General features: G+C 31.1%; 28 protein-coding genes and 1 riboswitch. Of the genes, 7 read left to right on the forward strand and 21 right to left on the reverse strand.

What is annotated here, in order from left to right:
- Positions 1-21 precede the first annotated feature (21 nt).
- Genes CPAL_RS01045 through CPAL_RS01055 form a run of 3 tightly spaced genes read right to left on the reverse strand, consistent with a single transcriptional unit; the run spans position 22 to position 2,448 of the window.
- A complete protein-coding gene (locus CPAL_RS01045) occupies positions 22-846 on the reverse strand; it encodes a TPM domain-containing protein (protein ID WP_061859002.1) in 825 nt (274 codons plus the stop codon).
- Positions 847-894: 48 nt separating this feature from the next.
- On the reverse strand, positions 895-1,464 hold the full coding sequence (locus CPAL_RS01050; RefSeq protein WP_061859001.1) for a LemA family protein: 570 nt from the start codon (positions 1,462-1,464) through the stop codon (positions 895-897).
- A 57-nt stretch (positions 1,465-1,521) separates the two neighbouring features.
- Complete coding sequence (locus CPAL_RS01055) at positions 1,522-2,448, reverse strand: lysylphosphatidylglycerol synthase domain-containing protein (protein WP_165815332.1); 927 nt, start codon at positions 2,446-2,448, stop codon at positions 1,522-1,524.
- Positions 2,449-2,672: 224 nt separating this feature from the next.
- Between CPAL_RS01055 and CPAL_RS01060 the strand changes: the two genes are divergently transcribed.
- The gene (locus CPAL_RS01060) at positions 2,673-3,251 is read left to right on the forward strand and encodes a zinc dependent phospholipase C family protein (RefSeq protein WP_165815331.1); all 579 of its coding nucleotides are present in this window, start codon (positions 2,673-2,675) and stop codon (positions 3,249-3,251) included.
- 122 nt (positions 3,252-3,373) lie between these two features.
- Here CPAL_RS01060 and CPAL_RS01065 read toward each other — a convergent pair whose 3' ends face one another.
- The 3 genes from CPAL_RS01065 to CPAL_RS01075 all read right to left on the reverse strand — a co-directional run bounded on the left by CPAL_RS01065 (position 3,374) and on the right by CPAL_RS01075 (position 6,639).
- Positions 3,374-3,787 carry a hemerythrin domain-containing protein gene (locus CPAL_RS01065; RefSeq protein ID WP_106023916.1) on the reverse strand — a complete coding sequence of 138 codons (414 nt, stop codon included), beginning with the start codon at positions 3,785-3,787 and terminating at the stop codon, positions 3,374-3,376.
- A 146-nt stretch (positions 3,788-3,933) separates the two neighbouring features.
- A complete protein-coding gene (locus CPAL_RS01070) occupies positions 3,934-5,193 on the reverse strand; it encodes an HlyC/CorC family transporter (protein WP_082787900.1) in 1,260 nt (419 codons plus the stop codon).
- A gap of 207 nt (positions 5,194-5,400) precedes the next feature.
- Positions 5,401-6,639 (reverse strand): HlyC/CorC family transporter, encoded by a 1,239-nt coding sequence (locus CPAL_RS01075; RefSeq protein ID WP_061858996.1) that lies wholly within the window; start codon positions 6,637-6,639, stop codon positions 5,401-5,403.
- Positions 6,640-6,721: 82 nt separating this feature from the next.
- Between CPAL_RS01075 and CPAL_RS01080 the strand changes: the two genes are divergently transcribed.
- Positions 6,722-7,201: a DUF2935 domain-containing protein gene (locus CPAL_RS01080; RefSeq protein ID WP_061858995.1), complete on the forward strand. Its 480-nt coding sequence runs from the start codon at positions 6,722-6,724 to the stop codon at positions 7,199-7,201.
- 138 nt (positions 7,202-7,339) lie between these two features.
- On the opposite strand, the gene CPAL_RS01085 is transcribed toward CPAL_RS01080, so the two are convergent.
- The 4 genes from CPAL_RS01085 to CPAL_RS01100 form a co-directional block, all read right to left on the reverse strand.
- On the reverse strand, positions 7,340-8,236 hold the full coding sequence (locus tag CPAL_RS01085) for an HD domain-containing protein (RefSeq protein ID WP_061858994.1): 897 nt from the start codon (positions 8,234-8,236) through the stop codon (positions 7,340-7,342).
- A 111-nt stretch (positions 8,237-8,347) separates the two neighbouring features.
- On the reverse strand, positions 8,348-8,815 hold the full coding sequence (locus CPAL_RS01090) for an MORN repeat-containing protein (protein ID WP_106023917.1): 468 nt from the start codon (positions 8,813-8,815) through the stop codon (positions 8,348-8,350).
- 108 nt (positions 8,816-8,923) lie between these two features.
- A complete protein-coding gene (mnmA, locus tag CPAL_RS01095) occupies positions 8,924-10,048 on the reverse strand; it encodes a tRNA 2-thiouridine(34) synthase MnmA (RefSeq protein ID WP_106023918.1) in 1,125 nt (374 codons plus the stop codon).
- 193 nt (positions 10,049-10,241) lie between these two features.
- The gene (locus tag CPAL_RS01100) at positions 10,242-11,210 is read right to left on the reverse strand and encodes a YceG family protein (protein ID WP_061858992.1); all 969 of its coding nucleotides are present in this window, start codon (positions 11,208-11,210) and stop codon (positions 10,242-10,244) included.
- A 318-nt stretch (positions 11,211-11,528) separates the two neighbouring features.
- Between CPAL_RS01100 and trxB the strand changes: the two genes are divergently transcribed.
- A complete protein-coding gene (gene trxB, locus CPAL_RS01105) occupies positions 11,529-12,464 on the forward strand; it encodes a thioredoxin-disulfide reductase (RefSeq protein WP_061858991.1) in 936 nt (311 codons plus the stop codon).
- Positions 12,465-12,467: 3 nt separating this feature from the next.
- Positions 12,468-12,704 (forward strand): glutaredoxin family protein, encoded by a 237-nt coding sequence (locus CPAL_RS01110; RefSeq protein ID WP_061858990.1) that lies wholly within the window; start codon positions 12,468-12,470, stop codon positions 12,702-12,704.
- A gap of 109 nt (positions 12,705-12,813) precedes the next feature.
- Here the strand turns inward: CPAL_RS01110 and CPAL_RS01115 are convergent, their stop codons facing one another.
- The 7 genes from CPAL_RS01115 to CPAL_RS01145 all read right to left on the reverse strand — a co-directional run bounded on the left by CPAL_RS01115 (position 12,814) and on the right by CPAL_RS01145 (position 20,118).
- Complete coding sequence (locus CPAL_RS01115) at positions 12,814-14,034, reverse strand: NupC/NupG family nucleoside CNT transporter (protein WP_061858989.1); 1,221 nt, start codon at positions 14,032-14,034, stop codon at positions 12,814-12,816.
- Positions 14,035-14,169: 135 nt separating this feature from the next.
- Positions 14,170-15,495, reverse strand: a complete 1,326-nt coding sequence (locus CPAL_RS01120) for a pyrimidine-nucleoside phosphorylase (protein ID WP_106023919.1) — start codon at positions 15,493-15,495, stop codon at positions 14,170-14,172.
- Between the two features lie 20 nt (positions 15,496-15,515).
- Entirely contained in the window at positions 15,516-16,334 is an 819-nt protein-coding gene (locus CPAL_RS01125; protein WP_106023920.1) for a purine-nucleoside phosphorylase, read from the reverse strand.
- Positions 16,335-16,357: 23 nt separating this feature from the next.
- Positions 16,358-17,533, reverse strand: coding sequence for a phosphopentomutase (locus CPAL_RS01130; RefSeq protein ID WP_106023921.1), 1,176 nt, complete (start codon positions 17,531-17,533; stop codon positions 16,358-16,360).
- A 64-nt stretch (positions 17,534-17,597) separates the two neighbouring features.
- Positions 17,598-18,266 carry a deoxyribose-phosphate aldolase gene (gene deoC / locus CPAL_RS01135; RefSeq protein WP_106023971.1) on the reverse strand — a complete coding sequence of 223 codons (669 nt, stop codon included), beginning with the start codon at positions 18,264-18,266 and terminating at the stop codon, positions 17,598-17,600.
- Between the two features lie 46 nt (positions 18,267-18,312).
- Positions 18,313-19,347: a LacI family DNA-binding transcriptional regulator gene (locus CPAL_RS01140; protein ID WP_061858985.1), complete on the reverse strand. Its 1,035-nt coding sequence runs from the start codon at positions 19,345-19,347 to the stop codon at positions 18,313-18,315.
- A 285-nt stretch (positions 19,348-19,632) separates the two neighbouring features.
- Positions 19,633-20,118 carry a DUF1097 domain-containing protein gene (locus CPAL_RS01145; RefSeq protein WP_106023922.1) on the reverse strand — a complete coding sequence of 162 codons (486 nt, stop codon included), beginning with the start codon at positions 20,116-20,118 and terminating at the stop codon, positions 19,633-19,635.
- 245 nt (positions 20,119-20,363) lie between these two features.
- Positions 20,364-20,490, forward strand: a riboswitch (cyclic di-AMP (ydaO/yuaA leader).
- A gap of 1 nt (position 20,491) precedes the next feature.
- Between CPAL_RS01145 and CPAL_RS01150 the strand changes: the two genes are divergently transcribed.
- Together CPAL_RS01150 and CPAL_RS01155 are read left to right on the forward strand one after the other, a co-directional pair.
- Positions 20,492-21,262 carry a cell wall hydrolase gene (locus tag CPAL_RS01150; protein ID WP_061858983.1) on the forward strand — a complete coding sequence of 257 codons (771 nt, stop codon included), beginning with the start codon at positions 20,492-20,494 and terminating at the stop codon, positions 21,260-21,262.
- A 188-nt stretch (positions 21,263-21,450) separates the two neighbouring features.
- A complete protein-coding gene (locus CPAL_RS01155; RefSeq protein WP_061858982.1) occupies positions 21,451-21,930 on the forward strand; it encodes a DUF3189 family protein in 480 nt (159 codons plus the stop codon).
- Positions 21,931-22,009: 79 nt separating this feature from the next.
- Here the strand turns inward: CPAL_RS01155 and CPAL_RS01160 are convergent, their stop codons facing one another.
- Together CPAL_RS01160 and speD are read right to left on the reverse strand one after the other, a co-directional pair.
- On the reverse strand, positions 22,010-22,348 hold the full coding sequence (locus CPAL_RS01160; protein ID WP_061858981.1) for a hypothetical protein: 339 nt from the start codon (positions 22,346-22,348) through the stop codon (positions 22,010-22,012).
- A gap of 234 nt (positions 22,349-22,582) precedes the next feature.
- The gene (gene speD / locus CPAL_RS01165) at positions 22,583-23,368 is read right to left on the reverse strand and encodes an adenosylmethionine decarboxylase (RefSeq protein ID WP_061859012.1); all 786 of its coding nucleotides are present in this window, start codon (positions 23,366-23,368) and stop codon (positions 22,583-22,585) included.
- A gap of 260 nt (positions 23,369-23,628) precedes the next feature.
- On the opposite strand from speD, the gene pdaA reads away from it, so the two are divergent.
- Positions 23,629-24,444, forward strand: a complete 816-nt coding sequence (gene pdaA / locus CPAL_RS01170) for a delta-lactam-biosynthetic de-N-acetylase (protein ID WP_061858980.1) — start codon at positions 23,629-23,631, stop codon at positions 24,442-24,444.
- A 59-nt stretch (positions 24,445-24,503) separates the two neighbouring features.
- Here the strand turns inward: pdaA and CPAL_RS01175 are convergent, their stop codons facing one another.
- Both CPAL_RS01175 and CPAL_RS01180 read right to left on the reverse strand, forming a co-directional pair.
- Entirely contained in the window at positions 24,504-25,481 is a 978-nt protein-coding gene (locus CPAL_RS01175; RefSeq protein WP_273092881.1) for a carbohydrate kinase family protein, read from the reverse strand.
- On the reverse strand, positions 25,478-26,956 hold the full coding sequence (locus tag CPAL_RS01180; protein WP_106023924.1) for a glycoside hydrolase family 32 protein: 1,479 nt from the start codon (positions 26,954-26,956) through the stop codon (positions 25,478-25,480). Before CPAL_RS01180 ends, CPAL_RS01175 begins: the two co-directional genes overlap by 4 nt.
- Positions 26,957-26,995 lie beyond the last annotated feature (39 nt).

Below are 26,995 nucleotides of genomic sequence, written 5' to 3' on the forward strand. Positions count from 1 at the left end.
TTCCATTCTAAACTTTTTTAATTACCATCCTCCTGATGAGCCGCCGCCTCCGCTGTCTCCACCACCGAAGCCGCCAAAGCCGCCTTTTCCACCAAAACTTCCTCCTCCAAAGCCTCCATGACCTCCACGGTTTCCTCTACCGCCTCGTCCTCCGCCAAAGAAGGAGTTCCAAAATATAATGTTTAATAAAAATCTAAATACCCTTCCTCTATTCAATATCATATCTATTAAAAACAGTCCTATTATAAAAAATATAGGGATAGGAGTTCCTCTTCCTTCCTGTATATTGTAATCATATTCTATTCTTTCATTTTTTTCTAAGGTTACTCCATATTCTTTTGCTATAATGTCTGCAAATATAGAATATGCTTTTTTTAATCCTTCTCCATAATTGTCATTTTTAAACTCTGGAACCGCTATATTTTCCATTATTCTATTGCTAAGAATATCTGGAATGGCTCCCTCAAGTCCCTTTCCTACCTCTACTCTCCATCTCTTCTCATTGATGGAAAGCAAAATTAAAAGTCCATTGTTCTTATCTTTTTGACCAATTCCCCAAGTTCTAAATAATTCATTTCCATAACTTGATTCATCATTTCCTTCTAAAGAGTCTATAATTACAATTACAGCTTGCGCTCCTGTCTTATTTTCGAGCTCATTACCTACGGACACCAAATATTCTTTTGTGTCCATATCTAATACACCAGCGTAATCATTTATATATTTTAAATTTGTAGGGGCAGGAAACTTTACCTCCCCTTTAGCACAACTAAAAGGAATAACAATACTTAATATGATTATCAATAAGGGGAGCAAAAACCTTATTATTTTCTTAGAACATTTCATAAATTCACCCCCTTTTTATTAACTACCTTACCATGTATTTACTAATCCTTACTTAGTGAAATCTACCTTCGGTACTTCCTTTGCTCCTTCTGCTGCTTTGTAGTATTGTTTTTCGTCAAATCCAAAAATTCTCGCAACTATACTATTTGGAAATCTTCTTATTGTGGTATTGTATTCACTTACTGCATTATTGTAGTCCTGTCTTGCTATTTTAATTCTATTTTCAGTTCCCTCTAGAGCAACAGTTAAATCTCTGAAGTTTTGATTTGACTTTAGTTCTGGATATCTTTCAACAACTACAAGAAGTCTAGATAAAGCTGATGAAAGTTCAGCATCTGCATTAGCTCTATCTTCTACAGTTTTAGCCCCTCCAAGCTTTGCTCTTGCCTCCACTACATTTCCGATAACTTCGCTTTCTTGTGAGGCATAGCCCTTAACTGTGTTAACAAGATTAGGAATTAAATCATTTCTTCTTTGAAGCTCTGTATCTATGTTTGCTTCTACTGTCTCTACCTTCTGTTCTAAGCTTATTATTTTGTTATAACCGCTTATTATTGGTACAATTAATATTAAAATTACAGCTATTATAGCAATTAAAGTTTTTGAAACTTTCCCCATTTTTTAATACCTCCTAATTTATTGTATAATAATATATTTTATGATATATAGAAATCCTTAATGTTCATTTATAACAATTTCACTTATGCCCAAAACTACTCCTATAAGCCAAGGAACTATATAATAGCAAACTCTAAAAGTTACTAATATAGCTGCAGCACTTTCAAAGGAAGCTCCAATAGTTTGCAATCCTAAAATGCATATTAAGTCATAGGATCCAATTCCTCCTGGTATAAAGCTCATTATTCCAGCTATAGCTGATATGGATAGGATTCCTATGGCTTCAAAAATTGTGATTTTTTTATTAAAAGTTATGCATATAAAAAAGAATAATAATCCTACAGATATCCATTCTATAAGGGATGATGCTATTAATTTATTTCTTAATTCCATTGTATCCCTATTGCATCGATTTATTCTAGCCATAACTTTTTTATTTAACCATTCCCATTTATATAGAAGAAAATATATAGGAAGATATATTGCAAACCATATTACTCCAATCCATAAAATCTTATATTTCATTAATATAGCTTTTCCTTTTAATATATTGAAAATAATGAGCCATGAAGCTGCAGAAATCCCTATTACTGTTGAAGGAGCTAAAATCACGCTGGCATATACCGCTTCTTTTGAAGATATATTATTCTTTTTATAAAGCAATGTTCTTATTGCTGCTCCAGTCATTCCTGCAAAACTTAAAAAATTGTTAAAAGTATTAGCTATCCAAGATATCTTCCAAATCTTAAAAAGAGAAAATCTGTATTTAAGATGTTTAATTAAAAAGTAATCATATAAGGTCATGCTACTTACAGCCATTAATCCTAGAACAAACAAAACTATTATTTTGCTTATGCTTAGGCCAGATAGTAAGTATATAGCCTGATTTATATCATAGTTTTTAAACTTTTCCTTTGCCTCAAAATAAACGAATATTAATGCAGCAAAAGCTATAACTATCCTTACTAAATTCCCCCTTTTCACTATAATATCACCTCCATATAACTCCTTTATTAAATTCACCTTAATACTTTCTTTTTTATACTTAATCATATTAAAACTATTTATTCAATTATATTTTTTATTAACATTTTTATCCCACAGTACTTTTTTATTCATTAATAGAATTTAATTTATATTATTATAAATTTTCTTAACAAAACACATAATAACATAGCAAGAATATAAAAGAAAGTAAGTGAATTTATTTGTTACCTTTAAGCCACTTTTATATAGCAAAATCTCTATATAAGAGTTTTTTAAAAAATCTTAATATCAAATTAGATTTAAATAGTTTTGTATATGGATGTGTTAAACCTGACTTTACTCCAAGCCTTATAAGGATATCTCATTATAAAAATAAATCTTTTCATACGATATGTAATAGAATAAGTCTATTGGAAAGTGAACCTTTTCCCAAAACAAGAAAGGATTTAAAAAAATTTTCCATGGAACTAGGCATAGTTGCTCACTACCTTATAGATTATTTTTGCTACCCTCATAATAATAAAAAATATGATTTTACACCTATCCATTTTATATACGAAAATATATTAGCTTATGTTTTAAGAAAAATTAATATAGAAAAACTATCTTATACATTTTTAACTTTCGCTGAAGACTCTCTCATAAATTCAAGCGAGGATTTAATTAATTTTATAAATAAAAAGCATATGGATTATTTAAATAAGGATGGAAAGGTGTTTAAAGATATTGAATTTTCAGTAGAGATATGTGCTACTGTGCTTTACAATATTTTAAAGAAAAATACACGACAATTTTCTTAAGTGGAGAAATGGAGTCGCCTACGGCGCCTCCACTTAGAAATATTTCATTTGATAAAATTATATAAATATGAATAATGTTTTTAATATTGAACTAGAATATGAAATTTGCATTGTAGAAAACGTTAAACTAATATTAGTGGATATAGCTCTTTGTCTTCCTTTTCGAGCCTATTTAATAGTACTTTAAATACTTCATGAGTTTCCTTCTTAAACCCATCTATATCACTTAATATTTTGGTTTTAGTATTAAATCTATTCTTATAATCATTGAACACCAAAGCTATATTTCCCATTTCATTAATATAAGTAGATGCTATATTTTTTATTTTTTCGTTACCTTCTTTCAATAGACCTGGATACAAAAATTTGTCCTCTGAATCCAAATGAATTTTTACTTTTCCTGATAAAATATTTATGTTTTTGGCTATTTCACTAGCATCATTTTCAATATTATTCTTATTTATAAGATTACTTATAAAATTTACTAATTCTCTAATTTCAATATGTTGTCTTTTTAAGTTTGATATATTTCCCATATCGTGTCCTCCAATCTAACAAATCCTTAATCTGTTTATATGTACATAATACTACTATGATAGGGAAATATATGTAACGTAGGTTACTACATATAAGATTTTTATAGAACAAAATTAGAAGTAAATAAAAAGGGCTTTCGCCCCTTTTATATTCCATTTAAAGTTAAGATCTTTAATTTTTTAATTCTATTCTTATCTATATCTTCTATTATAAACTTGATATTGCCACACTCTATTGTTTCACCTTTCTTAGGGAATCCCCCTATTTCTCCTATTACATAGCCTCCTATAGAGTCAAAGTCTTCTGATTCTATGTTTGTTCCAATCATTTCATTAACTAGTTCTATCTTAGCACTTCCATCAACTATATACTCGTCTTCTTTTATAACTTGAATTTCATCATGCTCCTCATTATCATATTCATCTTCTATATCTCCAACTATTTCTTCAACTAAATCTTCCATAGTGACAATTCCTGCAGTACCACCATACTCGTCTAATACCACAGTCATAGCAACTCTGTTTTTTCTCATTTCATCAAATAGCTCTGTAGTTGGCTTATATTCATAGGTAAAGTAAGGCTTAATCATATATTTGTTTATATCAAACTTTTCCTTCGAATTATCAAAGAAAACTAAACTTTTAACGTGTAAAATACCAATAATATTATCTGTAGTTTCTTTATAAATAGGCAATCTTGAAAACTGCTCTCTTTTGAATACATCCATAATTTCTTCATAAGTTGAACTTACCTCAATTGCTACCATATCAGTTCTTGGAACCATAACGTCTTTAACTTGAGAGTCTCCAAACTCAAAAACATTATATATCATCTGCTTTTCTTCAACCTCTAAGACTCCTTCTTCATGGCTCACATCAACCATAGTTTTTAGTTCTTCTTCGGTTATATATGGCTTGCCCATTTCTACCTTGCCGCCGAGCAACCTAACAATTCCATTTGTCAAGTAATTAAATATAATAGTGATAGGATTTAATATGGTTGTAATTATATTGATTATCCCTGAAACCTTTAAAGAAATGCTTTCAGAATTTCTAGCCGCAATAGACTTTGGAGTTATCTCACCAAAAATTAACACTAGAATAGTCATCATTGCTGTAGCAATACCTACTCCTTTTTCTCCAAAATAATCTATTGCAATTGAAGTTGCTAGAGCTGATGCTCCAATGTTTACTACGTTATTTCCTATAAGAATAGCACTTAGTAATTTACCTGGATTTTCTACTAATTTGCTTACTAGTTGAGCTCCTTTAACTTTTTCATCTACCATATGTCTTATTCTTATTTTACTCAAGGACATCAGTGCAGTTTCTGATGCCGAAAAGAAAGCAGATGAACATAAAAGAATAAGCAATATAATTAACTGCCACGTACTGTCTGAATCCAATGAAAACACACTCCTATATTTTTTATTTTAAATTAATTATATCATAAAATTTCGATAATTATAAACTAAGATTAAATTCATATATATTGATAATTCATCTTCTCCATAGTTTATAATTATGTAGTTTAGCAGCTTGTAGCCTTATTCTTTCTTAAATAGTTTTTTATTGCAATTAAAAAAGGAATTCTTTTCACAAAAATTCCTTTTTCATGTCAATACTTTCATCTTTTTTATTCTATTTCTATCTATATCTTCTATGATAAATTTTACATTCCCTACTTCTAGGACTTCTCCTTCTTCTGGAAATCTTCCCATTTCTCCTATAACAAAGCCTCCAATGGAATCAAAGTCTTCTGATTCTATTTCCGTTCCTATCATCTCATTTACTACATCTATTTTTACATTTCCATCAATTATGTACTCATCTTCTTTTATTACCTGTATTCCGATATCATCTTCATCATATTCGTCTTCAATTTCACCTACTATTTCTTCAACTAAATCTTCCATAGTAACTATACCAGCAGTACCGCCATATTCATCTAATACTATAGTTAAAGACTCTCTATTTTTCCTCATTTCATCAAATAATTCTGCTGTTTTTTTAAATTCATATGTAAAATAGGGTTCTCTCATAACTTTGTATATATCAAATCCCTCTCTATCTACAAAAGCTAAATTTTTTATATGCAATATTCCTATAATATTATCAATGCTTTCTTTGTATACTGGTATTCTTGAAAATTGTTCCTCTTTAAATATATTTACTATTTCATCATAAGTTGAAGTTACTTCTATTGCAACCATATCTGTTCTAGGAACCATTACATCTTTTACTTGAGAATCCCCGAATTCAAATACATTATTAATCATATTCCTCTCTTCAATTTCCAGCACTCCTTCTTCATGACTTACGTCAAGCATGGTTTTTAGTTCTTCTTCAGTTATAAAATGTTTCACTTTATCAATTTTAATGCCGAATAATTTTAAAATCATATTTGTTATGTGAGTGAATATTATGGCAATTGGACTCAACATTATTGTAAGAAATTGTATGTACTTTACTACTCCTAAAGACACCTTTTCCGGATTTCTTGTTGCTAAAGACTTAGGGGTTATTTCTCCAAAAATTAATACTAATATGGTCATTATTGCTGTAGCAATTCCTACACCTTTCTGCCCAAATTGATTTATAGCAATAGATGTAGCTAAAGCAGATGAAGCTATATTTACTACATTATTTCCCACAAGTATAGAACTTAACATCTTTCCTGGATCCTCTATTAACTTTTCTATAATTTTTGCTCTACTAATATTTTCATCTACCATTTGTCTTATTCTTATCTTACTCAAAGATGTTAAAGCTGTTTCTGAAGCTGAAAAAAAAGCTGATAAAGCTATAAGAACTATTAAGACCACTAATTTCATTAGAGTATTTGAATCCAAAATATAATACACCTCCAGTGACTTTTAGTAATCACATTCTTTATCATATTTTATCCATTTATTAATATAATAAACTGTATTTATGTTAAAGGAGGATTATTTACGTATTCTTAGCTTTATAACACAGGAAGAGATATATTCTATAAACCCTATTTATCATCATCTGCTATGGCTTCCTGATGCAGCAGGCCATGCTGGAGCTATCAGTGATAGTTTAGATAAGATTGAAAAAACTCTAAAAGAAATAAGTAATGGATTTGTTGAAACTTTTGACAGTATGCATATACGTGCTACTGAATTATATGGATATATGAGAACTGGTGTTATGGAGTTTCCTGCTCTTAATAGGCTGAATATGGATGTAGAAAAAGAAATGACATTATTCAAAGGCTTTTTAAAAGAGTTAGAAGAATTGATTAAAAATAAAGAGGTTCTTGGAACATTAACTCCTCTTTTTATAGATCATATGTATAGAGAAGAGTGTTACTATTTAACTAAACTTTCTCAAGTTTCTGGCGTCACTCAACCTAAATGCGACCCTACTAAAGAGAGAAATGAATAGAACTTAGTAAAGAAATCATGTTTATTTTGCTAGTATTTACAAATAAAACTCTCCATTATTGAAAATGTTATTCCAACATGGAGAGTTTTTATATTTACATATATGAGTTTTTTAATTGCTATATATACTTTTTAATTTCTATATATACAATCTAGTTCCAATTCTCCTATCATATTCAGACCAGGTATCTGGTGCTGTAATTTCCTTAATTGAAGCTACTTTGTTCATTGTTGCATCTACATAGTCAGCATAATGGACTATATAAGCTTCCTCTGTATTAGTAGTCTTTGGAGAACCAAACTCTGGTTTTCCATGATGTTGAACTATACATCCTCTTAATCTATGTTTGAAATCATCGCTGTATATACTTCCTCCTGCTTTAAAGGCTTCTTCTATCATACTCATTCCTATGACTATGTGGCCTTCCATCTCTCCACGCATTGTTACTGAAAAAGGTCCGTCGCAATAGTATTCTTCTATCTTTCCAATGTCATGAAGTTTTGCTGCAAGAATTGCAATTTCTTTATATCTGCAATCATATCTATATGCCATTACTTTTGCCATATAAGTCACATTTAATGTATGTTCTGCAAGTCCTCCTCTATAATTGTGATGCTGTCTTAATCCTCCTATACCTTTTTTAAACTTCTCAACAAACTCCTTATTTTTAAAGAAGTAGTCATTCAAAGCTATTGCTTCTTTGCTTTTAAATTCTTCCTTAGATATCATTTCTAGCTCATTCATAATATCATCTATAGGTCTTTTTACACATGGAAGATAATCCTCTATATAATATTTTTCTTCTTTTCTAAATTCTTCTACTATTAGTAGGTCGTCAAATACTCCTTTAACCCAAATTACATCTCCTACTTCTAGTGTTCCTTCTCTATCTAATATAGATGCTTTTAAATCTCCAGTCTTATCTCCTATAAATGCTATAAGATTATCTCCGTCTGTACCAACCTTTTTCATTATCATAAAACTTGTTTCTAAAACTGCATCTCTATTTACATCTTTAGTAAAAATAGTCTTCATGTATTAATCCTCCTGTTGAAAATTATTATAAGTCTATTCATACCGTAACATATACTTATTTTTTCACTAAATACAGCTTTTATCCTTATATTAAACTTTAAACTTGTTCTATTATTCTATAAGTTCATTATGTTTAAATGTTCCTTCAAGCTCTAACTCTCCACTAGCATTATAATACTTTCCTTTTCCATTTGCATTTCCGTTTTCAAGTTCGCCCTCATAATTTATCTTTCCGTCCTCATAGTATATGATACCTTTTCCATGATATAATCCGTCTTTCCATTCACCATCATAATTTAATTTTCCATTTTCATAATAAGATTTACCCTTTCCATTAGGCTTTCCATCCTTAACTTCACCATCATAGTAGAGCTTCCCATTTTCTAAGTATATCTTACCTTTTCCATTAGGCTTTCCGTTTTTCATTTCTCCCTCATAGTTCACCTTATTATTGTCATAATATATTTTTCCATAGGTTGTTTTGTTATTTCCTATGATATGGTTATTTTTGCTAACAAAAATAACTACAGCAATCAACATACATAAAGCACCTAATATTATTAATATTTTACTTTTCATGATTCTCTGTTTCACTCCCCATTAGAAAACCTAAGTTATTCAAAAACCTCATGCAAATGCATGGGGTTTTTGAACAATTTAAGTCCACTAATTTTAATAAATCTTAATTTAACTTAATTTATTTTTTAACGTGTTTTCATCTTTAAATATATAATCAATAATACCTCCACCTAAGCATTCTTCTCCATCATAAAAGACCACAGCCTGCCCTGGAGTTACAGCTTTTTGAGGTTCATCGAAAACTACTGTACATTTATCCTTATCATTTACTATAACTGTTACTCCTTGATCCTTTTGTCTATATCTAAACTTTGCACTGCATTTGAAAGTCCTAGGTTTATCTTTTTCGCTTACCCAATGAACTTGTGAAGCCTCCAAGCCGTAAGAATAAAGTGCTGGGTGTTTTTCTCCTTGTACTACATAAAGAATATTTTTCTCTAGATCCTTGCCTGCAACAAACCAAGGTTCTCCTGTACCTATGCCTCCAATTCCTAGTCCTCTTCTCTGTCCTAAAGTATAATACATAAGTCCATTATGTTTTCCTATGACTTTTCCATCCAAAGTTCTTATTTCCCCTGGTTTAGCTGGCAAATAATTACTTAAAAATTCATTAAAGTTTCTCTCTCCTATAAAGCAAATACCTGTACTATCCTTCTTTTTAGCAGTTTCAAGTCCAGCTCTTTCAGCTATTTCTCTTACTTCCTTTTTGGTTATGTTACCTATTGGAAACATAGTTTTAGAAAGCTCCTTTTGTCCAAGCATACACAAAAAATAAGTTTGATCCTTTCCCTTGTCAACTCCTTTTATTAATTTGTATTCTCCATCTTTATATTCCACCTGTGCATAATGACCTGTTGCTATATAATCTGCTCCAGCTTTTAGTGCATAGTCTAAAAATGCCTTGAACTTTATTTCTTTGTTGCACATTACATCTGGATTTGGAGTTCTTCCTCTCTTATATTCATCTAAAAAGTATGTGAAAACTCTATCCCAATATTCTTTTGTAAAGTTTACACTGTAATAAGGAATTCCTATTTGATTGCATACCATAACCACATCTTCATAATCCTCTGTAGCTGTGCAATTTCCATCTTCATCATCTTCTTCCCAATTCTTCATGAACACTCCTATAACGTTGTAACCCTGCTCTTTAAGTAAAAGCGCAGTTACTGATGAGTCTACTCCACCTGACATTCCAACAATTACTTTTGTATCCTTTGGTTCTTTATTCATGTATATCAACAGCCTTTCTTCTGCAAACTTTATTCTTATTTTATAAGTTCTTAATCTATTATAATACTATTTTTTGAGTACAATCAATTTCTAATATGCCAATTTTCAGCAAAATTTAAAAGACCAGCAAGTCACTGGTCATATATTTTACTATAATTAATCTTTCGTCTAGAATGTATTCATTACAATCTATTTACTTACGAGCTAATCTATAAATAATATTCCTTCTGTAAGGCAAATTCGGATGAATTTCTTCTAATCTATGGGTATCATAAAAATCTTCCTTAACATAATTTTCAATATCACTAGTACCGCCGGGGTTAAATATTATAATATCTACTCCCATGGAGTTCATGAACATAAGAGTAACAGCATCAGCAAAAGTAAGACTTTTTCTTTCATTATTATTATAAATAATAATTTTAGGGACCTTTAATGGATAATCAAAATTTTGCAGGAGATCTAAAAGTTCTTCATCTAGGTTGGTCAGTATTGCAAAGATAGATATTTTCATCATGTCCTCGTCTTTTGATTCTTTATATATAAGACTATAGAAGAATTCGATTATTCTATTAATTAAAGAGAACCTTAACTTCACTTTATAAGTTTTATATTTCCAAAAAGAAGATATTTTACAAAACTCTATGATTTTATCTGCTATAGACTCTTGAAGAGCCGAATTAAGTCTTTTATATTTCCAATACTCTGATGTTAATAACTTTCCTTTATCAATTTCCCCATTTTTTTTTAGCATCTTTGAATAAATTTTATTAACATCTTTAGGAAGTCTTTGTTTATATAAAGGAAACTTTTTAAAGAATAATGTATTTTCTTCTTTTACTAAAGCAGATACTTGTTCTCTATATAATTTTACATCACGATGAACTCCACTTACTTTTGCAAATATATTAGGTATAATTACACCTTTTCCCTTTACTTGCCAGCCCGGCCTTATCATTGCTTCTTGTTTTCCCCATAAAATTACTTCATCATAGGTTGTCTTTAATGTATCTGCATGAACTTTATAATTTGCAAATTGCCATGGCACATAACAACCTGATGATTCATCATGCAGCATCTCCATTAGTTCTTCATTTATCTTAAAAGCTTCAGTTTCTGTCCTTTTTCTCTCCAGAGTTTCTTCTTTATTAAAGTTGGACATTAAATTATCATCCGCCTTTCTCATTATTGCTTAAACATCATATATACAGAATTTAATAATTTCCTAATACTAGTTTATTCATATTGACCATAAACTTAACTAATATTATTGTAAAGTAATATTAAAAAACCAGCAAGATATTTTGCTGGTTTATTTTAAAATATAAGTTTCTTCTACTGTTTTGCATTTTTTACCTTTCAATACTTTAATATCAAAGTATTATTAAGTTATATTTGAGTTATTATAAATTTGAATAGTAATTAAAATTTTGCTGATATGTTTAAATCTAAGGACTGAAAAAGGAAGTTGGTGTTAAATATGAGCAAACAAACAGAGGAATTAGACCTAGTTATTATAGGTTCCGGTCCTGCAGGATTGACTGCTTCTATATATGCAACAAGAGCAAAGTTAAATAGCATAGTGTTAGAAAATGAAGTTATAGGCGGTCAAATTATTGGAACTTATACTATAGAAAATTATCCAGGATTTACAACCATAGGCGGAGCAGAGCTAGCTGAAAAAATGCACAACCATGCAATAAATCTTGGAGGAAAAATAGACGAATTTGACCCTATTGTATCTGTTAAACTTTCTGATGATGAAAAAATAATAGAGACAGAAAATAAAATATATAAGCCTAAAACAGTTATAATTGCTACAGGTTCCAGGGCTAGAAGACTTCCTATTCCAGAAGAAGGAAAGTTTCATGGTAATGGAATTCACTATTGTGAGCTATGTGATGCAGCAATGTATGAAGAAAAAGATGTTGTAGCTGTTGGAGGTGGAAATTCAGCTCTTGAAGGAATAATATTTTTAGCTAAATATGCTAAAAGTATTACAGTGGTTCATCAATTTGATCATTTTCAAGGAAATAAAAGTAATCAAGATACAGTATTAAATAATCCAAAAGTAAAAATTATATGGAACAGCGAAGTTCGTCATGCTATAGGAGAAAATAAATTAGAAGCTATATCTATAGAAAATACACAGACGAAAGAAATTTCCGAAATAAAAACAGATGGAGTTTTTGTGTTTATAGGCAGAACACCTGCAACTGATTTGTTTAAAAATACTATAGCTTTGAATGAATGGGGATATATATTAACTGATGAAAACATGAGAACTAATATAAAAGGTGTGTATGCTGCTGGAGATGTAAGAGATAAGATGTTTAGACAAATAACTACAGCTATAGCTGATGGTACAATTGCAGCTTTAATGGCTGAAAGATTTATTACCAAAAAGGAGGATTAAATTATGATAAAGATATATTCAACTCCAACATGTCCATGGTGTAAGAAGGCAAAAGCTTATCTAGAATCTAAAAATATACCTTTTGAAGATATAAACGTTGCAGAGGACTTAGAAAAAAGAGAAGAAATGTTTAGAATCTCTGGTCAGTCTGGAGTACCTGTTATTGAAATATGCGGAAATATAATCCTTGGTTTTGATAAAAACGCTATAGATGAGGCTCTTGCAATTTGCAAGCAATAATTTTTATAAGCTTTAGATAATAACAAATTTAGATTAATATAAAAATAATATAAGCAGTGGATGTATTATCCACTGCTAATAATTGCATCTTGACCTCGCTCTTCATATTTTACATCAAAAGCCCTGCTATAGTTCCTGTCATACATGTAGTTATTAAACCACCTATTAATGCTTTTACTCCTAATTCAGCGATTTCTGAACGTCTTTCTGGAGCAAGACCACCTATGCCTCCTATTTGTATTCCAATAGAGCTAATGTTTGCAAATCCACAAAGAGCATAAGTTAATATTGTAGCTCCTTTTTGAGTTAGTGCCCCACCCTTAATCATTGGTGCTAAGTTTGCATAAGCAACGAATTCATTTAAAACTACCTTTTGACCTATTAATTCTCCTGCTTTGATAATATCCACACTAGGAATTCCCATTACATAGGCTAGAGGAGCAAATAATCTACCTAAAATCCATCCAAGGCTTAAAAAGTCAGCTCCAAATAATCCACCAACCCATCCGATTAATGAGTTTATAAAAGCTATTAATGCTATAAAAGCAAGAAGCATTGCTCCAACATTTAATGCAAGTGAAAGACCTTCACTAGCACCTGTTGCTGCTGCATCGATAATATTTGAATTTGTTGCTTCAAGATCGAGCTCTATTTTCCCTTTAGTTGCTGGCTCTTCAGTTTCTGGGAAAATTATTTTAGAAACTATTAACCCTGCTGGTGCAGCCATAATACTTGCTGCTAATAAGTGAGATGCACTTATACCCATAGCCACGTATCCAGCCATTACTCCACCTGAAACTGTAGCCATTCCACCAACCATTATAGTAAGCAGCTCTGATTTTGTCATTGATTTTATAAATGGCTTAATTAATAAAGGTGCTTCTGTTTGACCAAGGAATATGTTTCCTACTGCTGATAAGGTTTCGGCACCGCTTGTCCCAAGCATCTTAGCAATTCCTTTAGCTAAAAGTGAAATGATAGCTTGCATTATCCCTAGATAATAAAGAATACTCATGAATGCTGAAAAGAATACAATAGTGGGTAATACCTGGAATGCAAATATGGATCCGAATTTATTAGAATTTACCAAGTCACCAAATAGAAAGGCTGCACCATCACCAGTAAACTCTAGTAATTTACTTACAAGTCCTCCAACGTATTCAAATACTATTCTTCCTGCAGGTACTTTTAAAATCAAAAGTGCGAAAATTATCTGCAATGATACACCTATACCTACTAACTTCCAGTTGATAGCTTTTTTATTATTTGATAATAGATAAGCTATACCTAAAAGAATAATTAATCCTAATATTCCTACAAATTTACTCATCTTAGTTTCTCCTTTATATATTCCAATTGTAAATCGATTTTTTAATCATATGTGTTTTTATTTATATCTCTTGTATTAGGTGGCAAAACATATAAATATATCTTCTGCCACCCTTTATATTTGATTAATTTAAAGTTAGAATTTTGTTATTCCGTCCTTTGTCACAATGCCCTTTATTAATTTTTTAGGCTCTACTTTTTCATCTACTATAGTATAAGCTTTTAATAATATTTCTTCAGATGACTTTCTTTTTCCCTCGTCATTAGCATATATAGTTGCTATAGCTTCACCTTTCTTCACAAAATCTCCAATCTTTTTATGGATGATAACTCCTACGCCTAAATCTATTTTACTTTCCTTAGTCTCACGGCCAGCACCTAGCACAAGAGCAGCTATTCCTATATCATCTGCTTTTATACTCTTTACATATCCGTCTTTAGGAGCAGCAACCTGCTTTATTATGCTTGCACCTGGTAATAAAGATGGATCATCTACAGCCGCTGCATTTCCTCCTTGAGCTTCAACTAATTCTTTTAATTTTGCAAGACCTTTTCCTGATTTTATAATGTCCTTAAGAATTTCTCTTGCTTCATCAGAATCCTTTGCTTTTCCACCTAAAACAATCATATGAGATCCTAAAGTTAGACAAAGCTCAGTAAGATCTTCTGGACCTTCTCCTTTTAATGTTTCAATAGCTTCTTTAACTTCTAAAGCATTACCTACAGCAAACCCTAGTGGTTGATCCATATCGGTTACTACACCAATTGTATTTCTACCAACATGTGTTCCTATGTCAACCATTTCTCTTGCAAGCTCAAAAGCATCCTCCTCAGTTTTCATAAAGGCACCGCTTCCAGTCTTTACATCAAGCACAATAGCATCTGCACCTGAGGCTATTTTCTTGCTCATAATGCTTCCAGCAATTAAAGACATATTATCTACTGTCGCTGTAACATCACGTAGAGCATAAAGCTTTTTATCAGCTGGAGCAAGGTTTGCTGTTTGTCCTCCTATAGCAATCTTCTTCTCATTTACATTTTTTATAAACTTTTCGATTGGCATTTCCACAGAGAAACCTTCAAATGATTCAAGTTTATCAATGGTTCCGCCAGTATGTCCAAGTCCTCTTCCTGACATCTTAGCTACAGGAACACCAGCTGCTGCAACCATAGGTCCAAGTATTAGAGTCGTTGTATCGCCAACTCCACCTGTACTGTGTTTATCAACCTTTATTCCTTCAATTGCTGATAAATCTATAGTCTCACCACTGTTTACCATAGCTGTTGTTAAGTCAGCAGTTTCTCTTTTATTCATTTTTTGAAAGTATATAGCCATCATAAGCGCCGATACTTGATAATCTGGTATTGTACCATTTGTATATCCTTCTACAAAGAAGTTTATTTCTTCTGTTGTAAGCTCCTCACCATTTCTTTTTTTCATGATTATGTCATACATTCTCACAGCAGTTTACCCCCTATATTTTAAATCTCTTTTATGACCTTTTTCATAAGCTTTGTAAACTTTTCTTTAACCCTTGCTGAAGTCTCCATAACTTCATTGTGATTTAAAGGTTGTTCTAAAATTCCTGCAGCCATATTTGTCATACATGAAATTCCTACTACTTTTATTCCGCTATGAACTGCTATTATTACTTCAGGTACTGTTGACATACCTACTGCATCTCCTCCTAAAGCGTGCACCATTCTAATCTCAGCAGGTGTTTCATAAGTTGGGCCGCTCATAGCAGCATAAACTCCTTCTTTAAGCTCTATATCTATAGATTTTGCTATTTCTTTTACTCTATCTCTTAACTCTTTGTCATATGCATTTGACATATCTGGGAAACGTGTACCAAACTCATCTAAATTTTTACCTATTAAAGGATTATTCCCCATCAAATTCAAATGATCTTTTATAAGCATTAAATCTCCAGGATTATAGCTTGTATTTACAGCTCCTGCTGCATTTGTAACTATAAGTTTTTCTACTCCTAAAAGCTTCATAACCCTTACTGGGAAAGTTACTTCTTCCATTTTGTAGCCTTCATAGTAATGAAAACGTCCCTGCATTGCCACAACCTTTTTACCTTCTAAAATACCTATAACTAATCTTCCTGCGTGTCCTTGAACAGTTGAAACTGGAAAATGAGGGATATCAGCATAATCAAAGTATTCCGCATTTTCTATTTCATTTGCCAAATCTCCAAGTCCTGAACCTAATATTAAAGCTACCTCTGGTCTTGTTTTAGTCTTGTTTAATATATAATCAGCTGCTTCTTTTATCTTAGATTGTAAATCCATTTTATAGTCCCCTCCATTAAATACTAATCATTAAGGATTTCCTTAAGAAAGCTTTCTCCATATCTTATTTTTTCAACATTAAATATTTCTGCTACAGTTTGACCCATATCTGCAAAACTATTTCTTGTTCCTAAATTTACATTCTGTCTAAGTGGCTTTCCATAAGCTAGGAATGGAACATACTCTCTTGTATGGTCTGTTCCTGGAGTTGTAGGATCACAGCCGTGGTCTGCAGTGATAAACAATATATCTGTATCCTTCATTGCAGATATTATTTCTGGAAGTCTTGCATCAAAATCTTCTAGACCTTTTCCATATGCTTTAACATCATTACGATGTCCCCACTTCATATCAAAGTCTACAAGATTAGTAAATATAAGTCCTTGTTTATCTTCTTTCATATAATCTAATGTCTTATCTACTCCATCCATATTATCTTTGGTATGAACAGCTTCTGTAATTCCCTTTCCAGAGAATATATCTTCTATCTTTCCCACAGCCATAACATTTAAATTATTGCTCTTTAAATTATCTAGGACTGTATTATATGGTGGAACTAAAGAAAAGTCCCTTCTATTTGGTGTCCTTGTAAAGTTTCCCTTTTCTCCTATAAATGGCCTTGCAATAACACGTGCTACAGCATGTTCTCCAACTAGAATATTTCTAGCCTTTTCGCATATGCTATAAAGTTCTTTTAATGGAACAACTTCTTCATGAGCAGCAATTTGGAATACGCTATCAGCTGAAGTGTATACAATAAGACTTCCTGTTTTTATATGTTCTTCTCCAAGTTCTTCTATTATAGCTGTTCCAGAAGCCGGCTTATTTCCTATTACCTTTCTTCCCACTGCCTTTTCAAAAGCATCAATTATTTCTTTTGGAAATCCATTAGGATATGTTGGAAATGCTTGCTCAGAATATATACCTACCATTTCCCAATGACCAGTAGTAGTGTCTTTTCCATTAGACATTTCCGCAAAACGTCCATAACATCCAGTTGGTCTGTCTGTCTTATTGACTCCAACCATGCCATCTATGTTCCCAAGGCCTAATTTCTCCATGTTAGGAAGATTCAATCCTCCTAAAGCTTTTGAAACATTTCCAATAGTATTAGCTCCAACATCTCCGTACTTTTCTGCATCAGGTAATGCACCCATGCCTACGCTGTCAAGAACAATCCATATAACTCTATTTATCATTTTACATAACACCTCCTATATATTAATAAAGCGCTTCCATTTATAACTTAATTATTTCATTTTTTTAATACCCTGTATTCTCTGCTTTTATTCCTTTAACTATTGCAATAGATGCACTGGCACCAATTCTGTTTGCTCCAGCTTTTATAACTGCTTCTGCATCTTCTGTAGTTCTTACTCCACCTGATGCCTTAACTCCTATATCAGTACCTACTGTTTCTCTCATTAGTTTTACATCTTCTACATTTGCTCCACCAGTTGAGAATCCAGTTGATGTTTTAACAAAATCTGCTCCTGCTTCCTTTGCTAATTCACAAGCCTTCACTTTTTCCTCTTGAGTTAGTAAACAAGTTTCAATAATAACCTTTACTAAAGCCTTTCCTTTTGCAGCTTCAACTACTGCCTTTATATCATCTTTAACAACATCATACTTTTTATCTTTTAATGCACCAATATTTATAACCATATCTATTTCTTGTGCACCATTTTCAATAGCTTGCTTTGTTTCAAAAGCCTTTACTTCTTTTGTTGTAGCTCCTAGTGGAAATCCTACAACTACACAAGTTTTTATATCTGTTCCTTTTAACTGTTCACTTACCAATTTAGCATAGTATGCGTTTACACATACTGAAGCAAAGTTGTATTCCTTAGCTTCTTCACAAACCTTTATGATTTGGCTTTCTGTTGCCTCAGGTTTTAATAATGTGTGATCAATATATTTTGCTAATGTCATGTCTATCTTCTCCTTATCTATGATAATTTTATTTTCTACAACTTCATTAACTTTTATCAGTGAAAGATATCTTTTTCTCTGAACCATTTAACACAAGCTCTGTTGGAAGAATTATTGTCTTTGTCTCACCATTGTCTTTATTGTTTAAAATGTTTAAAAGCAGCTCCATGCCTTTTTTACCCATTTCTTTATTAGGACCATTAATATAGCTAATATTCAGTCCTGCAATATTTAATATTTCAACATTATCAAATCCAATAACAGCCATATCTTCAGGAATTTTAATTTTTTCCTCCATAAGAGCTTGAACACACCCTAAAGTCATCATATTGCTGCTTACAAAAATAGCTGTTGGTCTGTCTTCCATTTTTAATATGTTTTTTGTAATATTATATCCTCCACTTTGCTTATAATCCCCAATAAAAATGTATTTATCTTCTACAGGTATATTATTCATAGCTAAAGCTTTCTTATATCCTAAAAGTCTATCTTGTGCTGGTCTACTGTTCATGCGTCCAGTTATTATTGCTATCTTTTTATGTCCATTTTTTATAAGAGCTTCTACACCATCAAAAGCCCCTTTAATATTATCAGCAAACACTCCACTAAAATTAGAATACTTAACGTGACCATCTATAAGTACAACAGGTATACCTATATTTTCAAGCACATTTAAATATTCACTATTAAATTCATCTTCTGCTGAGCTTGGAGTTATAATAACCCCTTGAATTCTTTGCTCTTTCAGAACTTTAAGGGCTTTTACTTCCTTTTGTATGCTCTCATCTGTATCGCATAGAATTATATTTAATCCATGCTTATCTGCAACCTCGCTTATTCCTTTTATAACCTCTCCAAAAAAAGGGTTGTTTATATCAGGAACTACTACACCTATAGTATTTGTCCTATTAGTAGATAAGCTCCTTGCTATAGCGCTTGGACTATAATTTAAGCGTTTCATTACCTCTAAAATTTTTTCCCTAGTTTCTTCTTTAACATATCCTGATTTGTTCAACACTCTAGATACTGTAGCTTGAGATACTCCAGCTTCCCTAGCAATATCACTTATGGTAACAGCCACTTTGATTCCTCCTAACAGTTAAGTAACCGCTTTCATACATTTGTAAACTTGATTTCTCTAACAAAGTCCCTATTATATTAAGCTATATTGTCTAAACCTAATAGATTTATAACTTTAATTCATTCCAATTATTCAAGTGTATATGTATTGAATTTATAATAATTGTGTTATCGGTTTCACATTTATTAATTATATATTACCACCAAAAATTTTTCAATACTCATTTATTTTACAACTCTATTTTTCATTTTATGTAAACATAATTATTATTCATTTTCATTTTACCTAATTTTGGCGAACTTCATCATTTTTACAATTTATACGGATTAAGATTAAATCAGTGAGCTTTTCTGAAGCAAGACCTAAAAAAGAACCACATATCATGGAAATAGCAGTTATTTTAAAATTCATCCCTGAAGCAATAAGTGCAGACCATCCTATAAATCCTGCTGGTATAAAAGATACTAATCCTATTTTTGATTGAAGGCATATAGCCGCTGTACCTAATCCGTTTCCTAAAGTAAATGCATTTCTTTCTCCTACGTATGCTGTTAATATAAGAGATAGTTTTCCAGATAAGGCTCCCCAAAATATGCCGGACAGATTAGCTATGAGCGCTTTCTTTACTCCTTTTATTTCTCCTCCTGCTACAAAAAAACTAGACCATGCTAGAAATCCTGCAACAGTGCTTAATCCTAGTAAGTAACTTCCGAATGTCCAAATAACTGCAATAAAAGCACTGCTAATAGCAACAGCAATTATCTTCCTCATATTATCCACCTCCTTCGTATAAATATAGTCTTTAACAAAAAATACTCTCTATGCACCTTAATTAGGGATACATAGAGATAAAATTAGCAGCAATAAAATAATTAACTTGTTAGGATATAATTAATATAAGTTATTTTATTAAATAAATCAATAAAAACTTTACTTTCGGATTAATTTAGCATAATTTCCATCCATTTTATATAGATGCACTGTATAACTTTTTGTTAGAATAAAACATGAAATTGATGAAAAATATGCCGAATCTCTATTATGAGTACGGGGGAGATTTTTTAGGGGTGAATCTCATTTTTGAGTAGGGTGACCTCAACCCGAACCCGTCAACTAACCTCGGAGGCAATAGGAGGTATTTTATATGTTGAAATCAAAAAAAATAAAAACGCTTCTGCTAACGTTCTCAATGTCTCTAGCATTAGCTAATCCAGTACAAGCTGCTACTTACAAGGTTATACCTAACGACTCTTTAATCAAACTTAGCTGGCTATTTAACACATCTGTTAATCAGTTAAAAAAGGACAATAATTTAAAAAGTGACACAATATATTCTGGACAAACATTGAATGTTCCAGCGCCTTACTATACAGTAAAATCTGGAGATTGTTTAAGTGTAATTGCAAAAAATCATGGAATATCTCTTTATGCTTTAAGAAGAGCAAATCATAAATGGACAAGCACTATTTATCCAGGTGAAAAGCTTATGATACCTGGAGGTAAAACAACAACTGCAAAAACTACTTCCGCTAAAAAGAGTGTAATTCCTTATACTTCTGCTGATTTGGATCTTCTAGCAAGATTGGTAAGAGCTGAAGCTGAAAATCAACCTTATAAAGCAAAAGTTGCAGTTGCTGCTGTAGTTATAAACAGGGTTCAAAGCAAAGAATTCCCTAACGATATAAAGTCAGTAATTTATCAAAAAATTAACGGTTATTATCAATTCACTCCAGTTAAAAATGGCTCTATTAATAAACCTGCAAGAGAAGAAGATAAAAAAGCTGCATTAGAAGCCCTTAATGGAAGTGACCCATCAAACGGTGCATTATTCTACTTTGATGACAGCGCTACAAATAAGTGGCTCTGGTCCAAGCCTATTTTAGCTCGTTATGACAAAATGGTGTTTGCTCAATAATTCAATAATCAGCCTTAAAAATTTTAATCGCTAGTATCTAATCCATAGTCCTTATGTAATTCATCATATCTTAATGGCTAGGATTTTAGATCTAGCGATTTCTTTTTAATCGGGATATTTCATAGAAAATAATGCAAGACTAAATACAAACGAGAATATGCAAAAATTTTATAAGAAGGTGATACTTTATGATGGTAATTTACCATGATGTTGGAGGTTCTCATTCCAGTGCTACTGCTGCTAATATTCATATAAATAAATTGCCTATGGATAGAGTACCTGATAAAAGTGAATTGCTTTCCTTACCTACTTTCGATAAAATAACAAAGAAAGATATAGGACATCTTATATACATTGGAGATGATGAGTTTGGTTCTAAAGTTTATACCATCAGCGTTCAATATAAGCCCAATTTAGTTATACCTGCTCTTAGAGATATGTATAGTGAAATTATTGGTAATAGCAAGGACTTATACTTAGTCAGCACACAACCTGCAGTAAATATTTGGATGAAAATAGGCGGGCTTAGCTCACGAAGGCTTAACTTAGTTAAGTTTGGCCGCCCTATTGTAACATATGGAACTTTAAAAACTTACAACAATCTTATAAACATAGTCAAAGAAGTTAAATTTGATATTAAGAATGGTATTAATCCTTATATGCCATAGCTCTTAAAAATTTAGCATATTATTACCTTCCGATTTAAATGGCTATCAGCATTTTGCTAATAGCCATTTAAAAATTACATTAATATTTTAATTCTATACCTTGATTTTTAGTAACATTCAAATTTATTATTTCTTCTTGGAAAGCCTTTAATAAAGCTTTTTCTAAAACCTTTTCTTCGTCAAAATTTTGTATATCTCTACAAACCGCAAAAACTTTCTTTGTATCTCCTTTTATGTTTCTATAAGTTAATGTTACATTAGGTTTGTCGTACTCTACTCCAAGCACTTTTACTCCTAAGCTTAATTTTGAATAATTATCCTTATTCAACTTTAATTCTGTCATTTCTTTAAGTTTTCTTATATCATCATCTTCATTTTCTATTACAATTAATTCGTCCCCTACTTTATATTTACCCATATAATTCTCCTCCTTATAATATTTGTTAAACTAATTATATCTATCTCTGTTAAATATTATATACTTTTTGTTAAAATGCGTCAAATAAATATGCTACACTAATTACTTAACATGGGCTATTATATAAATCATTATAAAAAATTAATATTATACCTTATTTTCATATTGCTCCAAAATATATTAAAGCCTGCAAAAACTACATTTTGTTCTTACAGGCTTCAATTTGCTTTCCACTTATATATTAATTCCATAAAATATCTCGGTCATTTCTTTTTCTAATTGTTTAATGATATCTTCTCTTTCTTCTTTAGTTAAATTCTCTTCATCAATTTCAAATAAATAGTTATTTAAATCCAAATCCTTTACTTTCATCTTAGTGTGAAATAAATTGCTCTGTATAATGTTCATGTCTATTAAATTATATTTTTTTAAAGTTTCACTATCTATGAAGTCTTGTATAGAACTAATTTTATGATCTATAAAATGTTTGTATCCATCTATATCCCTTGTAAAGCCTCTAACTCTATAATCTATAGTTATTATATCGGAGTCAAAACTTCCAATTAAATAATTTAAAGCCTTTATAGGAGAAATCTCTCCACAGGTTGCAACATCTATATCTACTCTAAAAGTAGCTATATTATTTTGCGGATGACTTTCTGGGTAAGTATGGACCGTAACATGACTTTTATCCAGATGCCCCACTATATTTTCACGAGTTGGAGTTAAAATTCCTCTATTGCAAGATGGATCAAGAACATATAAAGGAACTTCTTCTTCAGAAATCAATAAAGTTACGCTAGCACCTTGGGGATCGTAATCTTGCTTAGCTATATTCAGCACATTAGCCCCTATTATATTGGTAACATCTGTTAAAATTTTTGTAAGTCTTTCGGAATTATATTGCTCATCTATATATTCTATATATTTTTTCCTATCTTCTTCCGTTTTAGTATAACAGATGTCATAAATATTAAAACTCAAGGATTTTGTAAGATTATTAAAACCATATAATTTCATTTTCTTTCCACCAACTTCTGCCAACTTTACTCCCCTTTTCCAATATATTTTTTATTTTTCTAATTAACTATAAAATAATATAATACATTTTTTTGCGTATGTCCAATGTAATCTTTGGATTTTTATTAGTATTTTAATTGGTGCAAAAAATATAATCATAAATCTTATTTTTAGCTTATTTATTTATCTAGCTTGCACATAATAATTATGATTATTTCTTAATATTTTAAAATTGTACAAAAAAGAGGTGACTCTAAGTTATGATGAAAACTTTAAGGAATACCCTAGTTTGTTTGCTTATCATAAGCAATGTATGGACTACTGTTATAGGCAGCAGTAGACCTTATGATTCAAATAATACTACACCTGCCTCAGTCTCTGAATTAAGTACTAAAGAATACAACTGGTATTTTAAACACGTTAAAAATGGTGAACCCCCTCAGGCTCCACCAGAAACTGCACACTTTATTTCCAAATATGATACTTATTATTTAGGTGATACCTCAAAGAAAGAATTGTATCTGACCTTTGATGAAGGTTATGAAAATGGTTATACTGCTCCTATTTTAGATGTTCTAAAAAAACACAATGTAAAAGCAGCATTTTTTGTTGTAAAACCTTATATCGATTCTAATCCAGACCTTGTTAAAAGAATGGTAGCTGAAGGGCATTTAGTCTGCAATCACAGTAATCATCATCCTTCTATGGCATCCATAGCAGATCAAGATAAATTTAATAAAGAATTGTCTGATGTAGAAGAAGCTTTTGAAGCTTTAACCAATAAAAAGATGCCTAAATATTTTAGACCTCCTATGGGTAAATACAGTGAACGCTCACTACAATATACTCAAGCTTATGGCTATAAAACTATATTCTGGAGCTTTGCCTATGCTGACTGGGATACCAAAAATCAGCCTTCTTTAGAGTTTGCTAAAAAGCGTATTCTAGATAGAACCCACAATGGTGCTATAATTCTTCTTCACGCGGTTTCTAAAACCAATGCTGAAATACTAGACAGTGTCATAACTGAATGGAAAAAACAAGGCTATGAGTTAAAAACCTTAGATGAACTTTAAAATAAGGCTATGTTTTTAGGAAGTACTATATAATAATGTACATTCCTAAAAAACATAGCCTAAAGTATAGTACTAATTTCAGGTATATCATCTATTCTTCTTATATCATATTTTGTTGGCATTGAAGCTATAGCCCCATAACTTGTGCAGGTAAATGCTCCAACTCTATTTGCAATAGCCACATATTGTGAAATACTGTTAAAGTTCCATTCATCATTCTTTGAAATCTCATCTTTAGCCATTTGATAAAGTATAGCTCCTACAAAGGCATCACCTGCCCCTGTTGAATCTACTTGATTTATTTTAATAGAAGGAATTATATCCTTTTCATTTTTAGTAGCAATAAGTGTCCCTTTTGAACCTAAAGTTATAGCAAGAACCCTTGCGCCTAATCTTAAAACTTCTTCAGCAGCCTCATCTAAATTCTTTCTTCCTGTTATGAGCATTGCTTCCTCATCGCTTAATTTCACAAAATCAGATTTTTCTATAAACTTAATCGAATACTTTTTGAAAGCATTTATATCCTTTATCAATGCATCCCTATAATTAGGATCAAATGATACTATCATTTCATTTTCTACAGCATAGTTTAAAAGCTCAAAGTAAGTTTTCTTTAACTCTCCTGGTAAAAATCCTGTAGCAGAGCCAAAATGTATAATATCTCCCTTATTCATTTTAGATAAATCTATGTCATTAAAAGAGTATTCTCCATCTGCTCCCCTAAAGAATTTAAAATCCCTTTCACCATTAGAATCTATAGATACAAAAGCTAATGTGGTATTTCCACCTTTTATAAGCATAGATGTATCTACCCCTACTTTATTAAGAGTATCTTCTAAGAAGATTCCAAATGGGTCATCTCCTACTTTACCTAAAAAATAAGCCTGTCCATCAAGCTTTGCAATAGCTGCAGCCACATTTGCTGGAGCTCCTCCTGCCTTTTTTTCAAAATTATTTCCACTGGCAAGACTTACTCCTACATCTTTACATACAAAGTCTATAAGAAGTTCTCCTATACAAAATATCCTTTTCACTATAATATCCCTCTTTTTAAATCATATTTTATTATTTTATAAGTAAGGCTTCCCTTAGAGCTTATCTCAAGATTGTTAGATTCTTCTAGAGGAAAAACTCTTGAAGTAAATACTATTTCTCCATCGTTTATAAACAATTCTACTATACTATTATCTGTATATATTTTCAAATTCATAGAATCTTGTATATTTACCTCAGCAGATCTAGTTTCCCCAAACCTTTCTCCAAAGCTATTTTCAAAATTGCTCCTATCTATAACAACTTCATTTTTATCCTTATTAAATAAAATTTTAAAGCTTTCTTTTTCCGATTTAAATAATTCTATTTTAAAGTTGCTATTTATATCAGATAAACTTATATCTAATTCATAGGCTTTTGAATCTAATTCATAATTATCTATACTAGAATTTATCTTGCTTTTCATCACTTTTTTGTTTATTCTTAACCTTTCTAATTCTTTTACAGGAATTTGCTTAAGAGTATTGCCTTCAAGCTTTAGTTCTCTTGGTATAGTTAAGCAGTGAGCCCATCCATTTTTATCTGTTGGATACTCCATTTCTCCCATACCTGCCCAGGCAAACAATATCCTTCTTCCTATTTCATCTTTAAAGCTTTGAGGTGCATAAAAATCAAACCCTTTATCTATTTCTGCTAAATATTCTAGTTGGAAGGTTAAGTTATCAATATCTAATTTCCCTACAACATAAACTACATTGTATATATTTTGATAATTATGTCCATCTCTTTCAAGACCTTGAGGTGAGAATACCAAAATATCTTTTCCATTTAACCTAAAGTAATCTGGACATTCCCACATATAACCGTAATTCGTAAGTTCTGTCTTAAGTTCTCCTTTAAATTTCCATTCTACAGCATCCTTTGATTCATATATAATTAGAACACCCTTTATATCCTTTCTTTGAGCTCCAAGAATCATATAATATTTACCATCTTGTTCCCAAACCTTAGGATCTCTAACATGACCAGTATACCCTTTAGGAACTCCTTTAATTAAAGGATTATTTTTAAACTTTTCTATATTTCCGTAAGAGTCCATTATAGCTAAACATTGATTAGCATTCCTATTGCCATCTTCAAACATTATGTTTCCTGTGTAATATAAATAAGCTTTATTATCTTTTATTAAAGCTCCTCCTGAATATGCTCCATGAGACTCATAGTCCTCTGTTGGAATAAGAGCTACGGGCATTCTCTTCCAATTTACTAAATCCTTAGACTTTACATGAGCCCAATGTTTCATCCCATGAATTATGCCAAAAGGATACCATTGATAGAAAACATGATATTCTCCATTTAATTGACACAGTCCATTTGGGTCGTTTACAAGTCCATAAAAATGATGTATATGATATGAAGGTTTCCATGAATCATTCTTAGATAATTCAATTAATTTTTCTATTTCTCCCTTTTTTGCTTCTAATATAGTTCTATATTTAGGATGTGTCATCTTCTTCATTTATTATCACCTCAATTAATAGTGAAGCTCATACTTGTA

The organism is Clostridium thermopalmarium DSM 5974, assembly GCF_002995795.1.
Lineage (GTDB): Bacteria > Bacillota > Clostridia > Clostridiales > Clostridiaceae > Clostridium_H > Clostridium_H thermopalmarium.

Coding starts and splice junctions, on each gene's coding strand:
- CPAL_RS01045 (WP_061859002.1), bottom strand. CDS start 846: ATGAAATGTTCTAAGAAAATAATAAGGTTTTTGCTCCCCTTATTGATA.
- CPAL_RS01050 (WP_061859001.1), bottom strand. CDS start 1,464: ATGGGGAAAGTTTCAAAAACTTTAATTGCTATAATAGCTGTAATTTTA.
- CPAL_RS01065 (WP_106023916.1), bottom strand. CDS start 3,787: ATGGGAAATATATCAAACTTAAAAAGACAACATATTGAAATTAGAGAA.
- CPAL_RS01080 (WP_061858995.1), top strand. CDS start 6,722: ATGTTAAAGGAGGATTATTTACGTATTCTTAGCTTTATAACACAGGAA.
- CPAL_RS01085 (WP_061858994.1), bottom strand. CDS start 8,236: ATGAAGACTATTTTTACTAAAGATGTAAATAGAGATGCAGTTTTAGAA.
- CPAL_RS01090 (WP_106023917.1), bottom strand. CDS start 8,815: ATGAAAAGTAAAATATTAATAATATTAGGTGCTTTATGTATGTTGATT.
- mnmA (WP_106023918.1), bottom strand. CDS start 10,048: ATGAATAAAGAACCAAAGGATACAAAAGTAATTGTTGGAATGTCAGGT.
- CPAL_RS01100 (WP_061858992.1), bottom strand. CDS start 11,210: ATGTCCAACTTTAATAAAGAAGAAACTCTGGAGAGAAAAAGGACAGAA.
- trxB (WP_061858991.1), top strand. CDS start 11,529: ATGAGCAAACAAACAGAGGAATTAGACCTAGTTATTATAGGTTCCGGT.
- CPAL_RS01110 (WP_061858990.1), top strand. CDS start 12,468: ATGATAAAGATATATTCAACTCCAACATGTCCATGGTGTAAGAAGGCA.
- CPAL_RS01115 (WP_061858989.1), bottom strand. CDS start 14,034: ATGAGTAAATTTGTAGGAATATTAGGATTAATTATTCTTTTAGGTATA.
- CPAL_RS01125 (WP_106023920.1), bottom strand. CDS start 16,334: ATGGATTTACAATCTAAGATAAAAGAAGCAGCTGATTATATATTAAAC.
- CPAL_RS01130 (WP_106023921.1), bottom strand. CDS start 17,533: ATGATAAATAGAGTTATATGGATTGTTCTTGACAGCGTAGGCATGGGT.
- deoC (WP_106023971.1), bottom strand. CDS start 18,266: ATGACATTAGCAAAATATATTGATCACACATTATTAAAACCTGAGGCA.
- CPAL_RS01145 (WP_106023922.1), bottom strand. CDS start 20,118: ATGAGGAAGATAATTGCTGTTGCTATTAGCAGTGCTTTTATTGCAGTT.
- CPAL_RS01150 (WP_061858983.1), top strand. CDS start 20,492: ATGTTGAAATCAAAAAAAATAAAAACGCTTCTGCTAACGTTCTCAATG.
- CPAL_RS01155 (WP_061858982.1), top strand. CDS start 21,451: ATGATGGTAATTTACCATGATGTTGGAGGTTCTCATTCCAGTGCTACT.
- CPAL_RS01160 (WP_061858981.1), bottom strand. CDS start 22,348: ATGGGTAAATATAAAGTAGGGGACGAATTAATTGTAATAGAAAATGAA.
- speD (WP_061859012.1), bottom strand. CDS start 23,368: ATGAAATTATATGGTTTTAATAATCTTACAAAATCCTTGAGTTTTAAT.
- pdaA (WP_061858980.1), top strand. CDS start 23,629: ATGATGAAAACTTTAAGGAATACCCTAGTTTGTTTGCTTATCATAAGC.
- CPAL_RS01180 (WP_106023924.1), bottom strand. CDS start 26,956: ATGAAGAAGATGACACATCCTAAATATAGAACTATATTAGAAGCAAAA.